Raw genomic sequence first — 19,564 nt, 5'->3', positions numbered from 1 at the left:
TTATGAATGCCATCTAAGCCATTACTACAAACTAAAATCAACTTCTAAAATGCAGCATTCCACAACGCAATGACTGGCACTGTGGGATGATGGGAGTCGAAGGCGAAAACACTGAGCGATGCCGTGACCAGTGGAAAATGCTGCGCTTCGACTACCGCTAATCCGATCCATCGCATAGCCAAAACGCCACCAAACTGACCGTGCGAAAAGAGCGCGATATTGCCGTTCAGTGTGCGAAGACGAGCAATAAGCCGATCTGCTCGATCAGAAATTTGGGAAGACATTTCACCATGTGGGCAGCCGTCCCGAAAAACATTCCAGTCGGGCCGCTCCTGTCGAATATTCACGGAGTGCTTTCTTTGATAATCCCCATAGTCCCATTCGACCAAGTCCGGTTCGATTTCCGGGGATTGATCCAGCTCGACCAAGGCACAGGTTTGTTGGGTACGCTGGAGCGGGCTGGTTAGTGGGACTTAGACAGATTTCAAGCCCAAACAAAGCCCAAAGCAGCTTTGTGAGCAAAGAATACGTCCCGATTGTGGTTCAACCACTCCATAAAACGGAAAGACATCGCTGTCCGAAACGCCTCTAATGCTTCAGTAAAGGTGTTTAAAGGTTTCGATGCCCAACGCCGTCTTAATCCTCCGGTTAAAGTGTGCCATAAAATAAATGTATAGGCACAAAACACAAGCATGAAATGTCTTATCAGGCTTCTATAATCTCTGACTTGATATTCAGATAAACCCAACCAGCCTTTGGCTTCCCGATAGAAAACTTCTACCCAATTTCTTTGAGAGTAGGTAGTTACTATCCAATCGGCTGTGGCTTTTGTTGATTCAACATTGGTAATAAAATAGTCAACATCACTAGCTTGGTCGAAGGTTGAGGCATTCATGACGATAGCAATTGTTCTCTTTCCTTCAAGCTGTGAGAGTTCAACTTCTACAGGAGCCACCCAAACGGTTTTCAGTTTATCTAGATTGATTTGAACAGGGGTAAAATCTTTTGGCGACAAGGATTCGGCTAACTTATCTAGGCGAATCTCTTCTCGTTGACTTATCCCTATTTCAATTATCACCTTACGGTTTTTGGCTAATCCTCCTATATACTTGAGTTTCCTTTTTTCCAGTTCCAGCAAAAACGTTGTGTTATTTCCATACCCAGCATCAATTAATACGATACCCGGTCGATATCCTCTGTTCATGCTGCGGTCAATTAATGCTAAGCCTAACTCCGGCTTTTTCTGGAATTCAATATCTTTTTTTCCTTCAGCTAAAGAACTAGCGTGTTGAGATAACTCTATATCTAACGGTAGGCTTTTTTTCCCATCATATAGATGAGTTGTTACCACTACTATTCCGTTGTCTGTCTTCCCGATTTCTCCAATGTACTGTCGTCCTACTCCCGCCGTGAAATTGCCACTTTTCCTATGTCCTGAGTCATCTACAATTAACGTGAATCCTCTACTTATTCGGGTTGGGCTACACTGATTCATCACCAGTAGACGCCGCTCATTTACCTGTTGAGCATTCCAGGGGGCTTCCGTTAAAAAATGATGTAATCGGTGGTAAGTCACTCCCACCGCGTTATCCGCCATTTGAGACAGGTTTTTTCCTTCACTTTCCCCTAATAATCCCCCAATATAGTTCCTAAACTCCCTTTTTTGCGCTTGATGTCTCCAGACATCATCAAAGCGTTTGCACCATCTATCGAAGCAAGGAGGCATGGCGGCGGGGGTTGTCTCTTTCCTGTCTTACACTCTAATGTCAAATGGCTGCCATGCCTAAATTATACCTTTATTAACTCTTTATTTTCGTTTAAGTCCCGTTAGCACTTGAGCAAACTGGATGTCCCGCAGGCGCTGACCGAGTTTCCGTGCTTCATCCTCGCCGTTTTGGGTCAAAGGAATGTCCGTGCGACCCGTGTGCCGACGGTCGAGCGACCACTCGGTTTCGCCATGTCGAATCAGGTAAAGATATCGGGGGATAGTGATGCGTGCTGTCATGTTCTCGTTCCTTCCATCACGGGCTTGTATTCGCCCCGCCGCGCTACCCAATTGCACTTGGCTCGATGCAGCAGAGCCTGTTGTGCCGCTGATAAATTCGCCTCTTTGCCTTGCCAAAGCTCTAACGCCGGTTGCTGGATGGCGCGGGCAAAGGAAAACGTCAATGCCCAGGGCGATCGCGATTTGAACCGAACATTCATGGCATTCAAACGAGCCGAGGCCAGTTCACCGGATTGGCCGCCCGACAAGAACGCAATCCCCGGAACGGCAGCAGGAACCGATCGCAAGAGACAGTTCACCGTGGCATCAGCCACCTCGTCCACCGATTGTTGTTGAGAACAAGTCAATCCCGGAAGCACCATATTGGGCTTCAGGATCATGCCCTCCAGCGTCACCCGTTGCGTGTAGAGTTGGTTGAAGACGGTTTGTAGGACTTCCTCTGTTACCTTGCTACACCTCGACAGGGTATGCTCCCCATCCATGAGCACTTCTGGCTCGACCATCGGAACCAGTCCGGCTTCCTGGCACAAGGCGGCATAACGAGCCAAAGACTGAGTGTTAGCCTCAATGCAACCCCGGCTGGGAATGCCAGCACCGATGGTCAGCACCCCACGCCACTTGGCAAAGCGAGCGCCCATTTGGGCGTAGGCATGGAGGCGATCGCGCAAGCCGTCTAGACCTTCAGTGATTTTTTCTCCAGGATGACCCGCCATATCCTTAGCACCGATGTCAACTTTGATGCCAGGAATGATTGCCGCATCGGTAATGGCTTGAACAAAGGGAGTGCCATCTTTCTTTTGCTGGCGGATCGTCTCGTCGTAAAGGATCGCACCACTAATGTACTCACCAAGACCGGGCGTGGTGATAATCAACTCTCGATAGGCGCGTCGGGCTTCCTCAGTCTGTGGAATGCCTAACTTTGCGAATCGTTTGTTGCAGGTGGGATTACTCTCATCCATCGCCAGCAGACCTTTGTAGTCGGCAACCAGCATCTTTGCAGTGTCTATAAGGTCTTGTGCATCCATCTCTGACTCCTCGGAAAATTTATTGACTATTAACGGAGTTAGACAGAGGTGGGTCAGTCCGATGACTCGCTTGATGTTCTAGTCGCCCCAGCGTGTGCTCAATCAAGTGGGTTAATTTCTCCGCCGCCCCGTCAACAGCTTGGTCTAAGGTCTCTGCCTGATGGGTTACCGCGAGGGCTTGGTATCCTGCAATATGGGCTTCGATCATGCAGCGCATATCCTCACCGCCGCCCTTCTTGTCGCTGTTCTCATCGCTCAGGTGCACATCAACGTTAGTGAGGCGATCGCCGAATCGGCTTAGACTCTCTTCCACTACATCAGTAAAATGAGTGGCTAGTGCTTCGTGACCTTCGATGTTATGACCGGTATTGATTTGGATTTGCATGGTAGTTTCTTTTTGTAATTGTGATTGGCTCTACATTGACTTGACTTGAATCAACGCCGATTGCACGATCGGCAATTGAAGCGTTACCGAAACGCCTTAACCACTGCGTCAAATTTCACCTTGATGGATTCGTCATGGTGCAGGATGGGTGGAATCTCTCGATCGATCCCCAGCAGTTCGTAGACGGCCATTTGTGCAACCCGAATAGAATACTCCATAGTAAAAACCACATCATCAGGGATTTCGACAAACTGGCTGACAAAGGCGAGGTTCTTGGAGTTTTTGGGAACGGGCAGCGGGCGATCGCCGTAGGCACGGGGCATAAACATACTCGTGATATAAGGCATCCGGCACGGAATACAGATAGCCGAGGCGATCGTTGACTGATCGAAATTGAGATGACCGCACAGCTCTTGCAGAATTTCGCTGCCGTTGCAATCAGCCATTGATTTTGGCACGAAGTCGCCAATGCGATCGGGGTGCAGGGCATAGCCCCAAAACACCTGCACATCAGCAGGTTGGTTGATGAAATGAGGTTGATGCGCTAGCACGATTGACATCAGCCAATTGGAATCTTTAAAGGTCACCAACCCTCCAGTTCCGGCTTTATTGCCAGAAAATGCCTCCATCTGATCAAAGAAAGCGGTGTCTTTTACAGTGACTGTATAGGACTCCCAAAACGACTCTGGAATACTAGAATTAAACGCCGCTGGGTTACCAAATTCAGGATGGCTGTGTGCTAGCTTTTCCCATAGGAGCCAGCCACCACTATCGTCTTTAGTCCGCTGTTGGGGCGCACTCGTCATTGACCCAAAGCTGGAGGCATCGGTCATCGAACCGTTTTGGAAGAACACCAAATCGTCATCGGCAATCGCCAGGATCTCTGTCGTGCTGTCGCGATTGTAGTGGAGGCCGGTGACAACGATCTTGTCTTGATCAGTCTCTAGCTCAAAGTCTGTCACGGTGCAGTTAACGATGAAATTTACCCCCTGCGCCTTTAGCCAGCTCACCAGCGGTCGTACCAATGAATCAAATTGGTTGTAGACCGTGCGCTTGACCCCGGCTAGGGTTTCAATCCGGGAGAACTCCATCATGAACCGATGCAGGTAACGTCGGAACTCAACCGCGCTATGCCAGGGTTGAAACGCAAACGTCGTTGACCACATAAACCAAAAATTAGTCTGGAAGAAGGGCGGTGATAGCCAATCTGTAATGCAGCTGGTGCCCAGTGTCGCTTCGTCAGTCTCGGTGAGTTTGAGCAGCTCCAGCCGATCCTGCATGGAAAAGCCCATTGACTCTACATCTAGATTGGCGCGATGGGGATCGACGAGCCGCGCCTTACAGTGAGACTGGTGGAGCTGGTTGAAGGCGATCGTCTCCTCAAATACCGTCTGGCCAGGAGCACTGAGCGACGGAATCGATTTGAACAACTCCCACGTACATTCATAGTTGTCGGTGGTCAGCATCCGCCCGCCGCGAATGGTGTAGCCATTTGTGGGGTTACCAGCACCATCAAGACTGCCGCCTAAGACGGGCATCGCCTCGTAGATGGTGATATTACGACCGGGAACATGGCTATCGCGAATCAGGAACGCGGCAGCGGCTAAGGAGCCAATCCCACCCCCCACCATATAAGCCTTGGGAGCAGAACCGTTACCAGTGCGGGGTTTTGCCGAGGGGGAAGTTGATAATTGCTGTGTCATAGTTGCCTTTTTTGAGTGAACGTGATCTATTGACGGCTTGCCAAGCTTCTCAGGCAGGTTTTCTCGACGAAGATTTAACTACTTTTCGGGGTTGGGTGAGGCCCTTCAACTGCTCAAACCAAATTAGGCAAATTAACCCACCGATCAAACAAATGACTAGGTCAATCGGATGTAGCAATGCGAAGCTAAATAACCGACGCAAAACGGGAATATACAACACCATCCCCAGAAAAAATAACCCTCCACCCATGACCCACCACAGAGAAACATTGGGAGATTTTAGGATGCTTAAGCTGAGGCGAGAGTTTGAACTTTCGCTCAAAATGAGTCCTAAATTAGCCAAAATTAAGGTCGTAAACGTGAGCGCACGGGCATCGAGTTCACCTTGTCCGCGATAGAGCGCGATGACAAAAATAATGAGGGCGATCGCCAAGATACCGCCGCCTTTTAACAGGGCTATATTCACTGTCTTTCGCCCAAATAAAGGTTCTTTGGATGGGCGGGGTGGACGCTGCATCACGGAGGGATCGGCGGGTTCGGCTTCGAGGACGATCGAGCAAGCGGGATCAATAATTAAATGGAGAAAGGCAACGTGAACGGGCAGTAAGACTAAGGGCAGCTTAAACAACACTGGAATTAGAGACATCCCCGCGATGGGAATGTGAATCGCCAGTAAATAAACCATGGCTTTGCGGAGGTTATCGAAGATTCGTCGCCCTAGTTTAACAGCCTGCACAATCGACGAAAAATCATCATCTAATAGCACCAATGCCGCCGCCTCACGGGCTACATCCGTACCTCGCTGACCCATGGCAATGCCGATTTGAGCCGCCTTCAGCGCCGGGGCATCATTCACCCCGTCTCCGGTCATGGCGACGACTTCACCCTTCGCTTTCAGGGCCTTCACCAACCGCAATTTCTGTTCGGGAACGGCTCGGGCGAAGATATTGGTACTTTGAATCCGCTGCTGGAGTTCAGCATCATCCATCGCATCTAGTTCCGCCCCGGTCATGATGGCTCCCATTTGCATCAGGCCAATTTGGCGGGCAATGGTTTGAGCCGTGCCGGGATAGTCTCCCGTAATCATCACCACGCGAATGCCAGCGGTGTAGCATTCTTGAATCGCTTCCGCCACGGTGGGACGCACGGGGTCTGACAGACCGACTAAGCCGAGAAATTGAAAGGGAAAGTCATGTTGCTGGTCGGGCAAATGCTGGGGATTGAGGGACGGGTGGGGCGGCAAGGAAGGCGGTGGTGTATCCAGCGGAGCTTTGGCTACCCCTAACACCCGCAACCCTTGATCGGCCATTTGACTCACTTGAAGGGCTAATTTTTGCTGCTGGTCGGGCGTGAAATGGCAGAGGTCGGCGATCGCCTCCGGTGCGCCTTTGGAAGCAATTTCATACTGTTGACCATCTGCCGACCGCCAAACATGGGACATGGCCAATAGTTGCGGTGACAATGGATATTCTCGTAGCAGTTGCCAATCGTTGTGGAGATGTTCGGTATCGGCAAGATAGCGATCGCCCAATTGCTTAAACGCTCTTTCCATCGGGTCAAAGGGATCTCGCTGACTCGCCAGAATGCAAAACTCGACTAAAGGATGCACCGTTTCGGGGAGTGGCTCGCGTGTATGCAAGCTCAAATCATAGGTGTGAGGCTTTTCTGCCTGATCATTTGTAGATTCATAGGCTAAAAGCTGTTGCACCGCCATTTGGTTCAGTGTCAGGGTTCCGGTTTTATCCACACACAGAACGGTTGCAGACCCCAGGGTTTCGACGGCTGAGGCGCGACGGGCTAAGACCTGGCGCTTGGAAATCCGCCAGGCCCCTAAGGCTAAAAAGATGGTCACTACGACCGGAAACTCATTCGGCAAGATGGCCATCGCCAACGTAATTCCGGCCAGAATTCCCTGGAGCCAATGGCCTTGGGTCAGCCCATAAATCACGACAATCGCCACACACAGCGATAACGCGATGCCTAGCAAACGGTTCACCAACCGAGTCATTTCCTGTTGCAGGGGGGTTGCTTCGAGCTTCAAGCCTTGCAGGGCGTTGCCGATCGTGCCCATCTCGGTTTGAGTCCCGATCGCCCGCACCTGGGCGAGGCCCTGCCCCTGTACCACCAGCGTGCCGGAATAGACAAAGGGCAAATCATCGCCCCCTGGACGTGCCATCTTGTCGTCCTGAGCGTCGATGTCAGCGGCAACTTTGCGAACCGGGACAGATTCTCCGGTTAATAACGATTCGTCGGTGGACAGGTTTGAGCAGGACAGGACGATCGCATCCGCAGGTACGCGATCGCCCTCGGCCAGAACTAAAACATCGCCCCGCACCACCTCTCGCCCGGTAATCCGCTGGCGTTGTCCATCCCGAATCACCAGGGCACGGGGGCTAGACAGATTGCGCAAGGCTTCCATGGCATGTTCGGTCTTGCCTTCCTGATAGAGGCTAATGCCCATAATGAAGAAGACAAAACCCAGCAAAATTAGGCCTTCTTGCAGGTCGCCTAAAATCCAATAAATGATGCCGCCGCCGACCAGCAAGAGAAAGATGGGATCTTGAGCAATATCCCAAGCGATCGCTAAAAGATTGCGCGATCGCGCCGAAGGAAGTTCATTGTAGCCGTCTTGCTTGAGGCGCGCGATCGCCTCTTGCTCAGATAGGCCAGCTTCTGTATTAGATAAAACTCCAAAGCCATGATTCACAACTGATACCTCCATATTTCAAGTCCCTATCAGTCCAGTGGCACTAACCGAAAGTCTTGACCTGATCCGGCAGAGCTTCGTGACCTTCGATGTTATGTCCGGTATGGATTTGGACTTGCACGATGTTCTCCTGCGGAGCCTCTCAGATTATTTAACATTGGCAAGCAGACTGAGCTTTTCCAGTAGCTCTTTGGCGGCTAGCTCAGAAGATGCGGGGTTTTGCCCAGTAATTAATAGACCATCTTTCACAACATGGGGCTGCCAGTCAGCTACTTTAGAATAATTGCCTCCGTTGGTTCGGAGCATATCCTCAACCAGGAAAGGGACAATCTCAGTTAATCCGGCTGCCTGCTCCTCGGTATTGGTGAAGCCTGTTACGGCTTTACCTTGCACCACAGAATCGCCGTTGACTGCCTTTACATTACGCAGCACACCGGGCGCGTGGCAAACTAAGGCGACTGGTTTACCCGCACCAAGCATGGCTTCGATCAGGGCGATCGAGGATGCGTCTTCAGCTAAGTCCCAGAGTGGCCCGTGACCCCCAGGGTAAAATACAGCGTCGAAATCGCCAGCGGAAACCTGACTCAACTCGATTGTCTGCGCGAGAGCGGCTTGTGCGGCAGGATCTGCTTTGAAGCGTTGCGTATCTTTAGTCTGAGAATCTGGGGTGTCACTCTCGGGGTCGAGCGGTGGTTGCCCACCCGCCGGTGAAGCTAGTGTGATAGTCGCACCTGCGTCTTTGAACGCATAGTAAGGGGCGGCGAATTCTTCGAGCCAGAACCCCGTTTTTTTACCCGTATTGCCGAGCTGGTCGTGTGAGGTCAGCACTATCAGTATTTTCATCTCAACTCCTTTCATTACTTTTAAATGGATCACGACTTAATCGAATTTCACGATCATCTTGCCGATATTTTTACCTTCAAATAGACCGATGAATGCGCCGACAGCTTTATCGATGCCTGTCACCACTGTTTCCTTATTCTTCAGTTTTCCAGCGCGGAAATAGCCGCCCACTTCCTGTTCAAATTCGCCTTGATGACTTAGCCAATCGCCAACGATTAGCCCTTTCATCGTCAACCGTTTAGTCGTCATGTTGAAAAGATTAGGAGGGCCAGGTTGGGGTGTTTTCGCGTTGTACCCAGAGATGCCGCCACAGGCGATAATCCGACCATGCAACCGTAAAGCCGAGAGCGAAGCTTCAAGCATTTCACCGCCGACATTATCGAAATAGACATCAATTCCATCCGGTACTGCGAGATTCAGTTGTTCGATCACAGGGATGACCGGACGGGATTTGTAATCGAAGGCCATATCAAAGCCACAGTCTTTCAGCAGAAACTTGACTTTCTCTGCTGAACCGGCTGATCCAATCACCTGACACCCGCGCAATTTTGCCAGTTGCCCAGCTACGCTACCTACCGCACCAGCGGCTCCCGAAATAAAAATGACATCGCCAGCTTTGACATCTACCAAATTCAACCCAGCCCAAGCCGTCATGCCTGTCATGCCAAGGGCAGCTAGATAGACTGAAAGTGGTTGAAGGTCGCGGCTGACTGGGTGTAATTCTTGCGGTTTAGCGATAAGATATTCCCGCCAGCCATAGCTAGAACTGACCGCATCTCCTGGCTTGAATTGATCGGCGCGGGACTCAACGACTTCGCCGACTGCGCCGCCGTTCATCGGTTTACCCAACTCGAACGGTGGCACATAGGATTTTCCGCTGTTCATGCGACCGCGCATATATGGATCGACTGACATATAGAGGTTGCGAACGAGTACCTGTCCATCTTGCAGCGGCTCCAGTTCGGTTTGTGCGAGGCTAAAGTTAGCTGGGGTTGGTATCCCAGTGGGGTGAGAAATTAGTCGAATCTCGCGGCTGGTGATGTGAGACATATTAATAGCCTAGTTTTGGGGTTAATTCGTGGCTTACAAAGCTCGTTGTAATGAAGCCATATCAATGACAAAGCGGTATTTCACGTCGCTCCTCACCAGGCGATCGTAAGCTTCATTGATGTTCTGGATGGGAATGAGTTCGATGTCTGCCGTGATGTTGTGCTTCCCACAGAAATCCAACCCCAACCATCTAAGCCTTGCAGGCGGAACCGTTGGCAGTGCTGAAACTTGTCGGGGAGGTAGTCGATAATTGCTGTGTCATAGTTGCCTTTTTTGAGTGAAAGTGATCATTGACTGCTTGCCTTGGCATCGACCGGCTTCCTGCTATTTAATAGCGCAGGATAGCAGCGATCGCTTTATGTTCAGGTACATCTCCCTGTTCTACGGCGTAAACCGTTCCCCCATTCGTCAGCGTATGTAGTGCCGCTAGATCGAGCAAATCTTCGTCACCTGTTTCCTGTTGAGTATGAATCTGAATGGAATTCCCCTCTGGATCGAATATTCCCCAAACGTTTTTATCAATAGGAACAAACAAGGTTTCAACACGCTGGAAATAAGCGGCAGTTACGACTTTTTCGATAGTATTAGCCGTTTTTTCGCTACCTTGTAGTTCCTCGTAATGGGAAATTGTTGATACTTTGGCGAGATCAAAATAGGGTTGTGCAATCTGCCAAGCCTGGGTATGCAGTTCTTCCAAGGTCAACGCTTCTGGATTGCCAGAGATACCATCGGGTAGCAAGTGGGAATATGTATTTGCCTCGTGATAAATCGGCAATAGATAATCAACTCCTGCCAAAATTAGCGGTGCTTGCTGGTTTTTCAAGAAAGATTCTAAACCGCTATTAACCTGACGAAAGTAACTCAATAAATCATTTTTTTGATCTTCGTTTCCGGCTCCTTGTCCATGGAAAATCCCACTATTGCCTTTTGATGAGCCTGTATGTACTTGGAGGCTTTTTTCGGAATCATCGTACTGCAAGGCTGCTGCAATGTTGGTCGGTACATCCGTTAACTCAACTTCATCTAGGTGATAACGGGTTCCTTGAAATAACCGAACTTGGTTTTGGCTCAAGGCTAGAACAGAAAATATCCCATCCCCTGACATTAGTTGCAGTAGTGGTTTCAGGTGGAAGCGATCGCTAACTACCGTTAATTCAGGAAAAGCGATCGGTAAACAGTAGTAGCGGAACTGATTGGGAGATAGAAAAATTGCCAGTCCATCGCTTTGATGTTGCCAGAAGTCATAGGTATCTAGCTCATGAATGGGTTGCAGCAACTCTTTGGCATCCTGTCCATCCAGTCCCAGCGCCAGCAATTTTTCTTCAGCTTGTCGAACCAAATTCTTTAACCGAATCGGATTTTGCTGGGTTTCGATTCCTAAACGCTCCATTGGTGCATAGATCGAGATACACGTCGAGTTTGATGCTGTGGTTAAAGTGGTTAATTCATCAATAGTGAATAAGTTCATAATGTACCTCTCAGTAAATTTTTTGCTCAAGCTTGTATCAGGCACAAAATTTTCATAATCCGCCTTGGTCAGAGTCCCGCTGACGTGGACAACGAGAATCTTCCCGCCGTTTTCTTCCTTCAGTTGAATGGACATTCGGGACTCCTTTGCCTTGCTTCAGGTCGGTACAGGTGTTTTTTTGACCAGCGATTGCCCTGGCTGCGTTGCCCCCGAACTCCATTTCCAATTGCGGATTTCCGGTAAGTCTTCGCCGTGCTGGTCAATGTAAAGTTTGTGCTCGATCAACTTGTCCTGCATCATCTGTTTGAGATAAGCGCCTCCACTGCCCAAATGCGGTAAGCGATCGACCACGTCTTGCACCAGATGGAAACGATCCAGGTCATTCTGTACCCGCATATCAAACGCCGTCGTGATCGTGCCTTCTTCCTTGTAGCCCCGGACGTGGAGATTGCGATTGGTACGGCGGTAAGTCAGCCGGTGCACCAGCCAGGGGTATCCATGAAAGCCAAAGATGATATGCTTGTCTTTAGTGAAGAGTGAATCGTAGTCCATTTCACTCAGACCGTGGGGGTGTTCGCTCTCCGACTGCAACTTCATCAGATCGACGACATTAATGACCCGAATTTTCAGATCGGGCAGATGTTCTCGTAGGATAGAAACAGCGGCCAAAATCTCTAAGGTTGGCGTATCTCCACAGCAAGCCATCACCACATCCGGCTCGGTATCCTGGTCGTTGCTAGCCCATTGCCAAATGCTGATTCCTTCTGTGCAATGCACGACCGCTGCGTCCATGGTCAGCCATTGCGGGAGGGCGTGTTTACCAGCCACCACCACATTTACGTAGTGTCGGCTCCGCAGGCAGTGATCAAAGACCGACAGCAGACAGTTTCCATCGGGTGGCAGGTACACCCGCACGATATCCGCTTTCTTGTTGATCACGTGGTCGAGGAAGCCGGGGTCTTGGTGCGTGAAACCGTTGTGATCCTGCTGCCAGACGTGGGAGGCGAGCAGATAGTTCAACGATGCGATCGGTCGTCGCCAGGGCAGTTCCGACGTGACCTTTAGCCACTTGGCGTGCTGGCTAAACATGGAATCAACAATGCGAATGAACGCCTCATAGCTGTTGAACAGCCCGTGCCGCCCGGTCAGCAGATAACCTTCCAACCAACCCTGGCACTGGTGCTCACTAAGCATCGAGTCCACCACCCGTCCGTCAGGTGCGAGGAATTGATCATTTTTTTCCTCCTGTCCTTCCCACTGACGATTAGTGACTTCAAACACCGCACCCAAAAGATTGGAGAGCGTCTCATCAGGACCGAAGATGCGGAAATTCCGCTGCTCCTGGTTCAGCTTGACCACATCCCGCAGGAACTTGCCCAGTACGAGCGTGTCCTGACCGTCAACGGCACCAGGTGAAGGCACATACACCGCGTGGTCGCGGAAGTCTGGCATTTGCAGGTCGTGTAGCAGCAGACCGCCGTTGGTGTGGGGGTTCGCACCCATCCGCCGATCGCCCTTTGGTGCTAGTTCAGCCAATTCCGGCAAGAGACATCCGTTTTCATCGAACAGTTCTTCTGCCTTGTAGCTTTTCATCCAGCTTTCTAATTGCTGGACATGATCGGGATGCTCGGAGTTCACCAGTAGAGGCACTTGGTGCGATCGCGATGTGCCCTCGATTTGCAAACCATCGACGACTTTCGGTCCCGTCCAGCCCTTGGGGGACTTAAGGACGATCACCGGCCAGCGCGGCCGAGTCGTATTCTTCTTGTGCCGCGCCTTCTTTTGGCTTTGCCGAATATCCTCGATCGCCTTGTCCAGTGTGCTGGCCATGAGTTCATGCATCTTTTCTGGTTCGTCACCTTCCACAAAGTAAGGTGTCCAGCCGCAGCCTCGGAGAAATTGTTCTAACTCCTCATGCTCAATCCGAGCCAGGATAGTAGGATTGTCGATTTTGTAGCCATTCAGGTGCAGAATCGGCAGCACAGCACCGTCGTTAATCGGGTTGAGTAACTTGTTGGACTGCCATGCGGTCGCTAAGGGGCCCGTTTCTGCTTCCCCGTCACCAATGACACAAGCGACAATCAGATCGGGATTGTCGAAGGCAGCCCCGAAGGCATGACTGAGCGAGTACCCCAACTCACCTCCTTCATGAATCGACCCTGGCGTTGTCGGCCCAACGTGGCTAGAAATCCCACCGGGAAAGGAGAATTGCGTGAACAGCTTTTTCAACCCAGCTTCGTCCTGCGTGACGTTCGGATAAATCTCGCTCCAGGTGCCTTCGAGGTAAACGTTGCCCACAATTGCTGGACCTCCGTGACCGGGACCAGCGATGTAGAGCATGTCCAGGTCATATTTCTTGATGACCCGATTCAAATGCACATAGATGAAGTTCTGCCCCGGTGTCGTACCCCAGTGTCCAACCACCAATGGCTTGACGTGGGAGAGTTGCAGGGGCTGCTTCAGAAGCGGATTGTCGTAGAGATAAATCTGCCCAACTGATAGGTAGTTAGCAGCGCGCCAGTAAGCATCCATCTTGTGGAGCAGTTCCGGGGAAAGCGTCTTTGTTTTCATTATTTAATACCATTTTGCGAAAGATCTGAAATGCATGGATCAAGACAGGGTAAAGCTTTTACACGCATTATCTCTATCACTTTTTTAAAAAACTGGTATAAGTTTCCTGTGTGAGCTGAGAGCGAGGAAGCGGGTGATCAACCTGGTAGTAATTGCAGAGTTTCCAGAAATAGTGAATCAAGCGATCGCTCAATTCCTAAGCCCAATACGCCAGTTACAGTTAATTGCGTTCATGGTTCTTCGCTCTTCAATTTATCTTTATAAAGATTTATGTCTTTTACAACTAAAACAGAACAATTTGCATGGTGAATCACATAATTGCTGACGCTGCCTGTGAAAAACTCTGTGATTGGAGAATGATCATGCCGACCTAAGATGATCAAATCAGCGTTCCACTGTTGAGCGACACTGCAAATCGTTGCCCCCGGTTCACCAAAATGGTGTTGATATTCAGTGGGAATATTCAGAGCAGTTGCTTTCTGAGAGCATTCTTGTAACCAAGCCTTTGCCTGCTCAATCTCTAACTGAAGCGTTTCGTCCTGGATTAATTGAGAAAATCCTGTGTTGGACGGATACGGATAGAGTCCCAACCTCTCACCTGATTCGCTCAAGGGTTCGAGTGCAGTAACATCTACGAGGCAATGAAGGATCATCAAATTAGCTTGCCCCTGCTGCACCAAATTGAGTGCCCGATCGAACACGGTGGATGTTAAAGGAGAATGATTAATAGCAACCAGAATGCGTTTAAAGTTCATCTTTCGAGCCTCTAGGTTGATCTCACTAGAAGAGATCTGCAAAGATTGCAACTACAACAGTCGCGATCACCAAAAAAGTAAAGTGAAGCTATACTGCCTGAACTTCCTGCTCAGTTTGAGCCTTGGCTAAAGCCGCTTTTAGATTGGCTTCCTCGACATTCGAGAGCGAAGTTCGTAACACTTTGCCGTCAAAAGGTTTTAATTCTTCTAAAACTTTATCTGGAGTGACTTTGCGGGCAAGAATAAAGATGGCAGACGTTCCACTCTCCAGAGTCTTGCCTAATTCTCGGATAAAGTCGTCATCGATTCCCACATCAGTTAATGCACCTGAAAGCGCTCCACTGACGATACCAACAGTGACACCCAGCAACGGATGGAGAAACAGCAACCCGATCAGCAATCCCCAAAAACTTCCACCTGCGGCTCCTGCTGTCACTAGATCGAGAGTTTGCTTAACTTTGAGCTTACCCTTTTTGTTTTTGACTACAACGACGGCATCTTCCAAATCAACTAAATGCTCTTTCTGCATTTTCGCAAGTTTGAGCAATACTTCGTCGGCTTTAAATTCATCATTAAACCCAATCACGATTAAATCACTCATAATCTTCTCTCCTAATAGTGTTCTACACGACTAACAAGCCAAAATGGAATTCCGATCCCCACAAATTCAGCTACAATCATGCTGATATTTGCTTGTACGACAAAAATATCGATCGGCTCAATCAATTGTCCTGTTCGATAGACAGCGGCTCCTTGCGGAACTGAAAGCGTTTTGATAAGCAAGCCTCCAACAATCGTTTCGATACCAACTAACGTCAGTAACATTGCTACTAAGTTAACTAAAACCCCTAGTTGCAAAACTTGAATTACTTCCCTGCGACTAGGATGTAAAGCCGGTTCCGGTGCTTCCAATTGTCGCCCAAGATTAACGTAGCGAAAGAACTAGTAAATGCTTAAGCCTAAAGCCGAAATTCCCCCGATCACTGACAGTAATCCGAGGCCAGACTTGAGATTGAGCGCGAACCCTAAAATCAGTCCAAAAATAACGGTTAAAACAAGCTGTAGCCAAAACCCACTCCACTCTAATGATTGCAGTAAATTAGCAGCTTGCTGTCTCTCTGAAGAATGAGATTTTAATTCCAGTTGACTAGACATAATGTATGGCTCTCTGTCTTTATCTTCGTCCTCACGCTTCAATTTCTAAATGGCTATTCCCTGATAACAAATGGGCATTGCCTGATAGCAGTGGCTACAGCGCCAGTAAACTTCTCCCAAATGCACATGACGGAGTAAAACGTCTGAACACTGAGGGCAAAAATGCTTACTCCTCATCGATTGACTCCTTGTTGTCGATATACCGACTTTGTAGCGATTCATTAATAAAGTTTTATTAGCCATGTATTTCACTGAATTAGCTCAATTTTTTAACAGATATTTAGCATGACATATTAATACCCAAAGTCTTGCTTAACAAAGTGTTTGATTAGTGTATAATTTGTGTGAATTGTCCTAAAAATTTTCAAATTGTTGCAATAGAAGGTAAACGCACCACTCAATTCTATGCTTCAGATAGTAGGATAGTAGTATCACTGAAATTAATAATATTTATTTTTAATAAAAGATCAAAAAAATGAGGTTAACCTACAGCAAAGTTGCTTTTGCAATCATCATTTTCTAAACTGTTCAATTTATGGCTTTTCTGTCAATTTCCGGTTTTTCCTATTATTAATATTTTCTAGAAAAAAGCTAAATTAGGCAATATAGCGTTGGCTCATCAAATTTTGGCAATTTCCCAGCTCTGATAAATTTCTATCAAGGAAAAAGTATACGATCGTATACTACAGAAGAACTCTAGAATTCAGAAATGTCAAAAACGTTCGGAGAGTGACAGAAGAAGGATATAAAAAAATGAATGAGCTATAAACATAAATCTATACTCCGTTACCCTATTAGCTAAATCCACCTAATTTTCTGAAAAATTAGGCAATTACAAGAACAATTTAGGTCGAAAGTCATGGCAAATTAATAACTTTCATAGCATTTTTAGGAAAAATTTATGACAACAACATCAACGATTGCAAAAGGCAAGTATCATCTTGCTCTTAGTTGGCCTACTGTTGCCTTTATGGGTGCAGTTCACGCCGTAGCTCTGTCCGCTCCCTGGTTCTTTTCTTGGTCAGCTTTGGGAGTCATGATAATTCTTCACTGGTTATTGGGCAGCATTGGTATCTGCTTAGGGTATCACCGACTTTTAACCCATCGTAGTTTTCAAGTGCCCAAGTGGTTGGAATACGTTATTACCACTATCGGTGCTCTCGCCCTTCAAGGTGGACCCATTTTCTGGGTTGCTGCACACCGGATGCATCACGCCTATACCGAGGATGGAGACAAAGATCCTTACTCAGCTTCGCGAGGTTTTTGGTGGAGCCATATGCTGTGGCTTTTTTACGCACGCGAAGAGTTTTTCAATTACGAGTGTTATAAAAAATTTGCACCTGACTTAGATCGTGACCCCTATTACCGTTGGTTGAATCGCTACTTCCTGCTCCTACAAATTCCCTTGGGACTAATATTGTATGGGTTAGGGGGATGGTCGTTTGTCATCTATGGAATGTTCTTACGGTCAGTATTGCTTTGGCATAGCACCTGGTTGATTAACTCGGCAGCTCACCTGCGAGGGTATCGTAATTTCTCGGTCAATGATGGCTCCCGTAACCTTTGGTGGGCAGCGCTCTTAACGTATGGAGAAGGTTGGCATAATAACCACCATGCTTACCCCAATGTGGCAAAAGCAGGAGTGCGTTGGTGGGAAATAGATGTAACTTGGTGGGCAATTCAAGTCTTAAGCACTTTGGGTTTAGCCAAAAAAATTGTGATACTCAATCCCCAGGGTTCAGTTCAAAGGTAAAGTCAGTAGATCGAGAAGTTTTCGATCTACTGATACTAACTAAACTAATTAACTTAAGCTAAGTCCTGAGGTTGCTACAATGTTTGCTTAATTCTCCTTCTTGACTGCCATGAGTGATACAATCCTTGATATCCGTAACTTGCAAGTGCAATTCCCAGCCGATGAACAGTGGATTTCGGCTGTTGACGCCATTGACTTCAAGCTCAAACGGGGACAAACACTAGGAATTGTAGGCGAGTCTGGTTCCGGGAAATCAGTCACCTCGCTGGCAGTGATGGGTTTAGTGCCTTCCCCAGGCAAAGTTACCAGTGGAGAAATCTATTTTAATGCCCCGGAAGATGGGGCAAAATCTGTAGATTTGTTGAGGCTGAGTCCTGAGCAAAAGCGGCTCTATCGGGGTGGTAAAATTGCCATGATCTTCCAAGAACCGATGAGTTCCCTCAACCCAGTTTATACCTGTGGATTTCAGCTTACAGAAGCAATTAGGCAACACCAAGACGTTTCCCAAGCCGAGGCGCGGCGTCAAGCGATCGCACGCCTTCAAGAAGTCAAGCTACTTTCTAGTGATCCCGAATTAAGGCGGAACTATCTTCAAGATTTTCGTCGGAATCATAATAACAAACCTCAGCCTTCAGAAAAAGAAATTAACCACCAAATCAACCAACAAAAACTAGCAATTCTCAAGCGTTATCCCCATGAACTTTCTGGGGGTCAACTACAAAGGGTGATGATTGCTATGGCAATCTCTTGTAACCCTGAAGTCTTGATTGCTGACGAACCTACCACCGCTTTGGATGTCACCGTACAGGCAACGATTCTTGATTTGCTCCGGGAATTGCGCGACACCCGTGGTATGTCAATGCTGTTTATTACCCACGATTTGGGGGTAATTGCAGAAATTGCCGACAGCGTGGCGGTGATGTACAAAGGAAAAGTTGTGGAAAGCGGCGAGGTTATGCAGATTTTTGCTAATCCACAGCATCCTTATACTAAAGGTCTTTTAGCTTGCCGTCCAAGTCTGGAGAGGCGTTTGAAATATCTGCCAACGGTTTCTGACTTTATGGAGACTCTCAGCACAGAAAATGGCGAAGAGGTAATTAAGGAAAAAACTCCTTTAGAGGGATTGATCAGTGAAGAATTGTCTTACCCTTTGGTAACAAACTTAGAAGTCAGCAGGCCGCAGACAGAAAGTTCTCCAGGTAGCCTTTCAGCTTCAACACCGATTATTGCTGTCCGCAATCTTCAGGTTGGTTTTCCTGTGCGGGGAGTATTTGGTGGAACCAAACGCTACATCATGGCAGTCAATGGCATTTCCTTTGAGGTTTATCCAGGGGAAACTTTGGGTTTAGTGGGAGAATCCGGCTGTGGAAAATCGACTCTGGCTAGGACTTTACTGCGACTGATTGAACCGATAAGTGGTCAGATGTTATTTGAAGGTCAAGACATCACCAGTCTTAACGGCAAGCGCCTGCGACAATTGCGGCAAGAGATGCAAATTGTTTTTCAGAATCCCTATAGTTCTCTTGATCCACGCCTGACAATTGGTAAGACGGTAATGGAACCACTGGTGATTCATAACAGGGGAGGTAGTAGCAATGCAAGGCGCGATCGTGTTGCCTATTTGTTAGAACGTGTCGGCTTAAATCCCAATTGGATGAACCGCTATCCCCATGAATTTTCTGGAGGTCAACGGCAGCGGGTCTGTATTGCTAGGTCATTAGCGCTTAATCCTAAGTTTGTTATCTGTGATGAATCAGTTTCAGCTTTAGATGTTTCTGTGCAGGCACAGGTTCTCAATCTGCTTAAAGAGTTGCAAGGTGAGTTTGGTCTAACTTATATTTTTATTTCCCACGATTTGAGCGTGGTGAAATTTATGAGCGATCGCATTATGGTAATGAACAAAGGCAAAATCGAAGAAATTGGCCCTGCTGAAGGCATTTATCAACAACCGGAAACAGACTACACTCGTCAACTAATTGCCTCAATTCCTACTGGTAGCTTAGAACGGATTCAGGAACAGCAAGCTGTGCGACGCGCTTCAGCGGTGTCAACGATAGATCCCTGGTCAGTTAATTAAGTTTGTCAAAATGTAAATGTAAGCGATCGCGTTTTTCTCGCCTGTTTGGATGTTTTGGGAGACTAAT

The 19,564-nt window shown here is 48.2% G+C and carries 14 protein-coding genes and 4 pseudogenes; 2 read left to right on the top strand and 16 right to left on the bottom strand.

The window, feature by feature from the left end:
• Window positions 1-44: 44 nt before the first annotated feature.
• The 16 genes and pseudogenes from ACT7WV_RS25010 to ACT7WV_RS24940 all read right to left on the bottom strand — a co-directional run.
• Window positions 45-455, bottom strand: a pseudogene (locus ACT7WV_RS25010) (histidine phosphatase family protein); the annotation flags it as partial.
• Window positions 456-484: 29 nt separating this feature from the next.
• Entirely contained in the window at window positions 485-1,726 is a 1,242-nt protein-coding gene (locus ACT7WV_RS25005; RefSeq protein WP_445101212.1) for an IS701 family transposase, read from the bottom strand.
• A 105-nt stretch (window positions 1,727-1,831) separates the two neighbouring features.
• A pseudogene (locus ACT7WV_RS25000) lies at window positions 1,832-2,005 on the bottom strand (histidine phosphatase family protein); the annotation flags it as partial.
• On the bottom strand, window positions 2,002-3,030 hold the full coding sequence (locus ACT7WV_RS24995; RefSeq protein WP_445105464.1) for a class I fructose-bisphosphate aldolase: 1,029 nt from the start codon (window positions 3,028-3,030) through the stop codon (window positions 2,002-2,004). The pseudogene ACT7WV_RS25000 and the gene ACT7WV_RS24995, both read right to left, overlap by 4 nt.
• A 19-nt stretch (window positions 3,031-3,049) precedes the next feature.
• Complete coding sequence (locus ACT7WV_RS24990; protein WP_445105463.1) at window positions 3,050-3,415, bottom strand: HPF/RaiA family ribosome-associated protein; 366 nt, start codon at window positions 3,413-3,415, stop codon at window positions 3,050-3,052.
• A gap of 83 nt (window positions 3,416-3,498) precedes the next feature.
• Window positions 3,499-5,118 carry an oleate hydratase gene (locus tag ACT7WV_RS24985; RefSeq protein ID WP_445105462.1) on the bottom strand — a complete coding sequence of 540 codons (1,620 nt, stop codon included), beginning with the start codon at window positions 5,116-5,118 and terminating at the stop codon, window positions 3,499-3,501.
• A gap of 49 nt (window positions 5,119-5,167) precedes the next feature.
• Entirely contained in the window at window positions 5,168-7,840 is a 2,673-nt protein-coding gene (locus tag ACT7WV_RS24980) for a cation-translocating P-type ATPase (RefSeq protein ID WP_463424202.1), read from the bottom strand.
• Window positions 7,841-7,972: 132 nt separating this feature from the next.
• Window positions 7,973-8,668 (bottom strand): type 1 glutamine amidotransferase domain-containing protein, encoded by a 696-nt coding sequence (locus ACT7WV_RS24975; protein ID WP_445105738.1) that lies wholly within the window; start codon window positions 8,666-8,668, stop codon window positions 7,973-7,975.
• Between the two features lie 36 nt (window positions 8,669-8,704).
• Window positions 8,705-9,718: an NADP-dependent oxidoreductase gene (locus ACT7WV_RS24970; protein ID WP_445105460.1), complete on the bottom strand. Its 1,014-nt coding sequence runs from the start codon at window positions 9,716-9,718 to the stop codon at window positions 8,705-8,707.
• A gap of 33 nt (window positions 9,719-9,751) precedes the next feature.
• A pseudogene (locus tag ACT7WV_RS25940) lies at window positions 9,752-9,898 on the bottom strand (NAD(P)-dependent alcohol dehydrogenase); the annotation flags it as partial.
• 148 nt (window positions 9,899-10,046) lie between these two features.
• Complete coding sequence (locus ACT7WV_RS24965) at window positions 10,047-11,321, bottom strand: baeRF7 domain-containing protein (RefSeq protein WP_445105459.1); 1,275 nt, start codon at window positions 11,319-11,321, stop codon at window positions 10,047-10,049.
• Between the two features lie 21 nt (window positions 11,322-11,342).
• A complete protein-coding gene (locus tag ACT7WV_RS24960; RefSeq protein WP_445105458.1) occupies window positions 11,343-13,757 on the bottom strand; it encodes a phosphoketolase family protein in 2,415 nt (804 codons plus the stop codon).
• A 230-nt stretch (window positions 13,758-13,987) separates the two neighbouring features.
• Window positions 13,988-14,512 carry a universal stress protein gene (locus ACT7WV_RS24955; protein ID WP_445105457.1) on the bottom strand — a complete coding sequence of 175 codons (525 nt, stop codon included), beginning with the start codon at window positions 14,510-14,512 and terminating at the stop codon, window positions 13,988-13,990.
• Window positions 14,513-14,600: 88 nt separating this feature from the next.
• Window positions 14,601-15,113 carry a DUF1269 domain-containing protein gene (locus tag ACT7WV_RS24950; protein WP_445105456.1) on the bottom strand — a complete coding sequence of 171 codons (513 nt, stop codon included), beginning with the start codon at window positions 15,111-15,113 and terminating at the stop codon, window positions 14,601-14,603.
• An 11-nt stretch (window positions 15,114-15,124) separates the two neighbouring features.
• Window positions 15,125-15,667 (bottom strand): annotated as a pseudogene (locus ACT7WV_RS24945) (DUF3611 family protein).
• A 45-nt stretch (window positions 15,668-15,712) separates the two neighbouring features.
• Entirely contained in the window at window positions 15,713-15,844 is a 132-nt protein-coding gene (locus ACT7WV_RS24940) for an eL43 family ribosomal protein (protein WP_445105455.1), read from the bottom strand.
• 724 nt (window positions 15,845-16,568) lie between these two features.
• Between ACT7WV_RS24940 and ACT7WV_RS24935 the strand changes: the two genes are divergently transcribed.
• Both ACT7WV_RS24935 and ACT7WV_RS24930 read left to right on the top strand, forming a co-directional pair.
• Entirely contained in the window at window positions 16,569-17,420 is an 852-nt protein-coding gene (locus ACT7WV_RS24935) for an acyl-CoA desaturase (RefSeq protein ID WP_445105454.1), read from the top strand.
• 109 nt (window positions 17,421-17,529) lie between these two features.
• A complete protein-coding gene (locus tag ACT7WV_RS24930; RefSeq protein WP_445105453.1) occupies window positions 17,530-19,497 on the top strand; it encodes an ABC transporter ATP-binding protein in 1,968 nt (655 codons plus the stop codon).
• Window positions 19,498-19,564: the final 67 nt, after the last annotated feature.

This window comes from Symploca atlantica LB2515 (assembly GCF_052546295.1).
The sequence above is the reverse complement of the archived record's forward strand: the minus strand, read 5'-3'. Positions and strand labels throughout refer to the sequence as shown.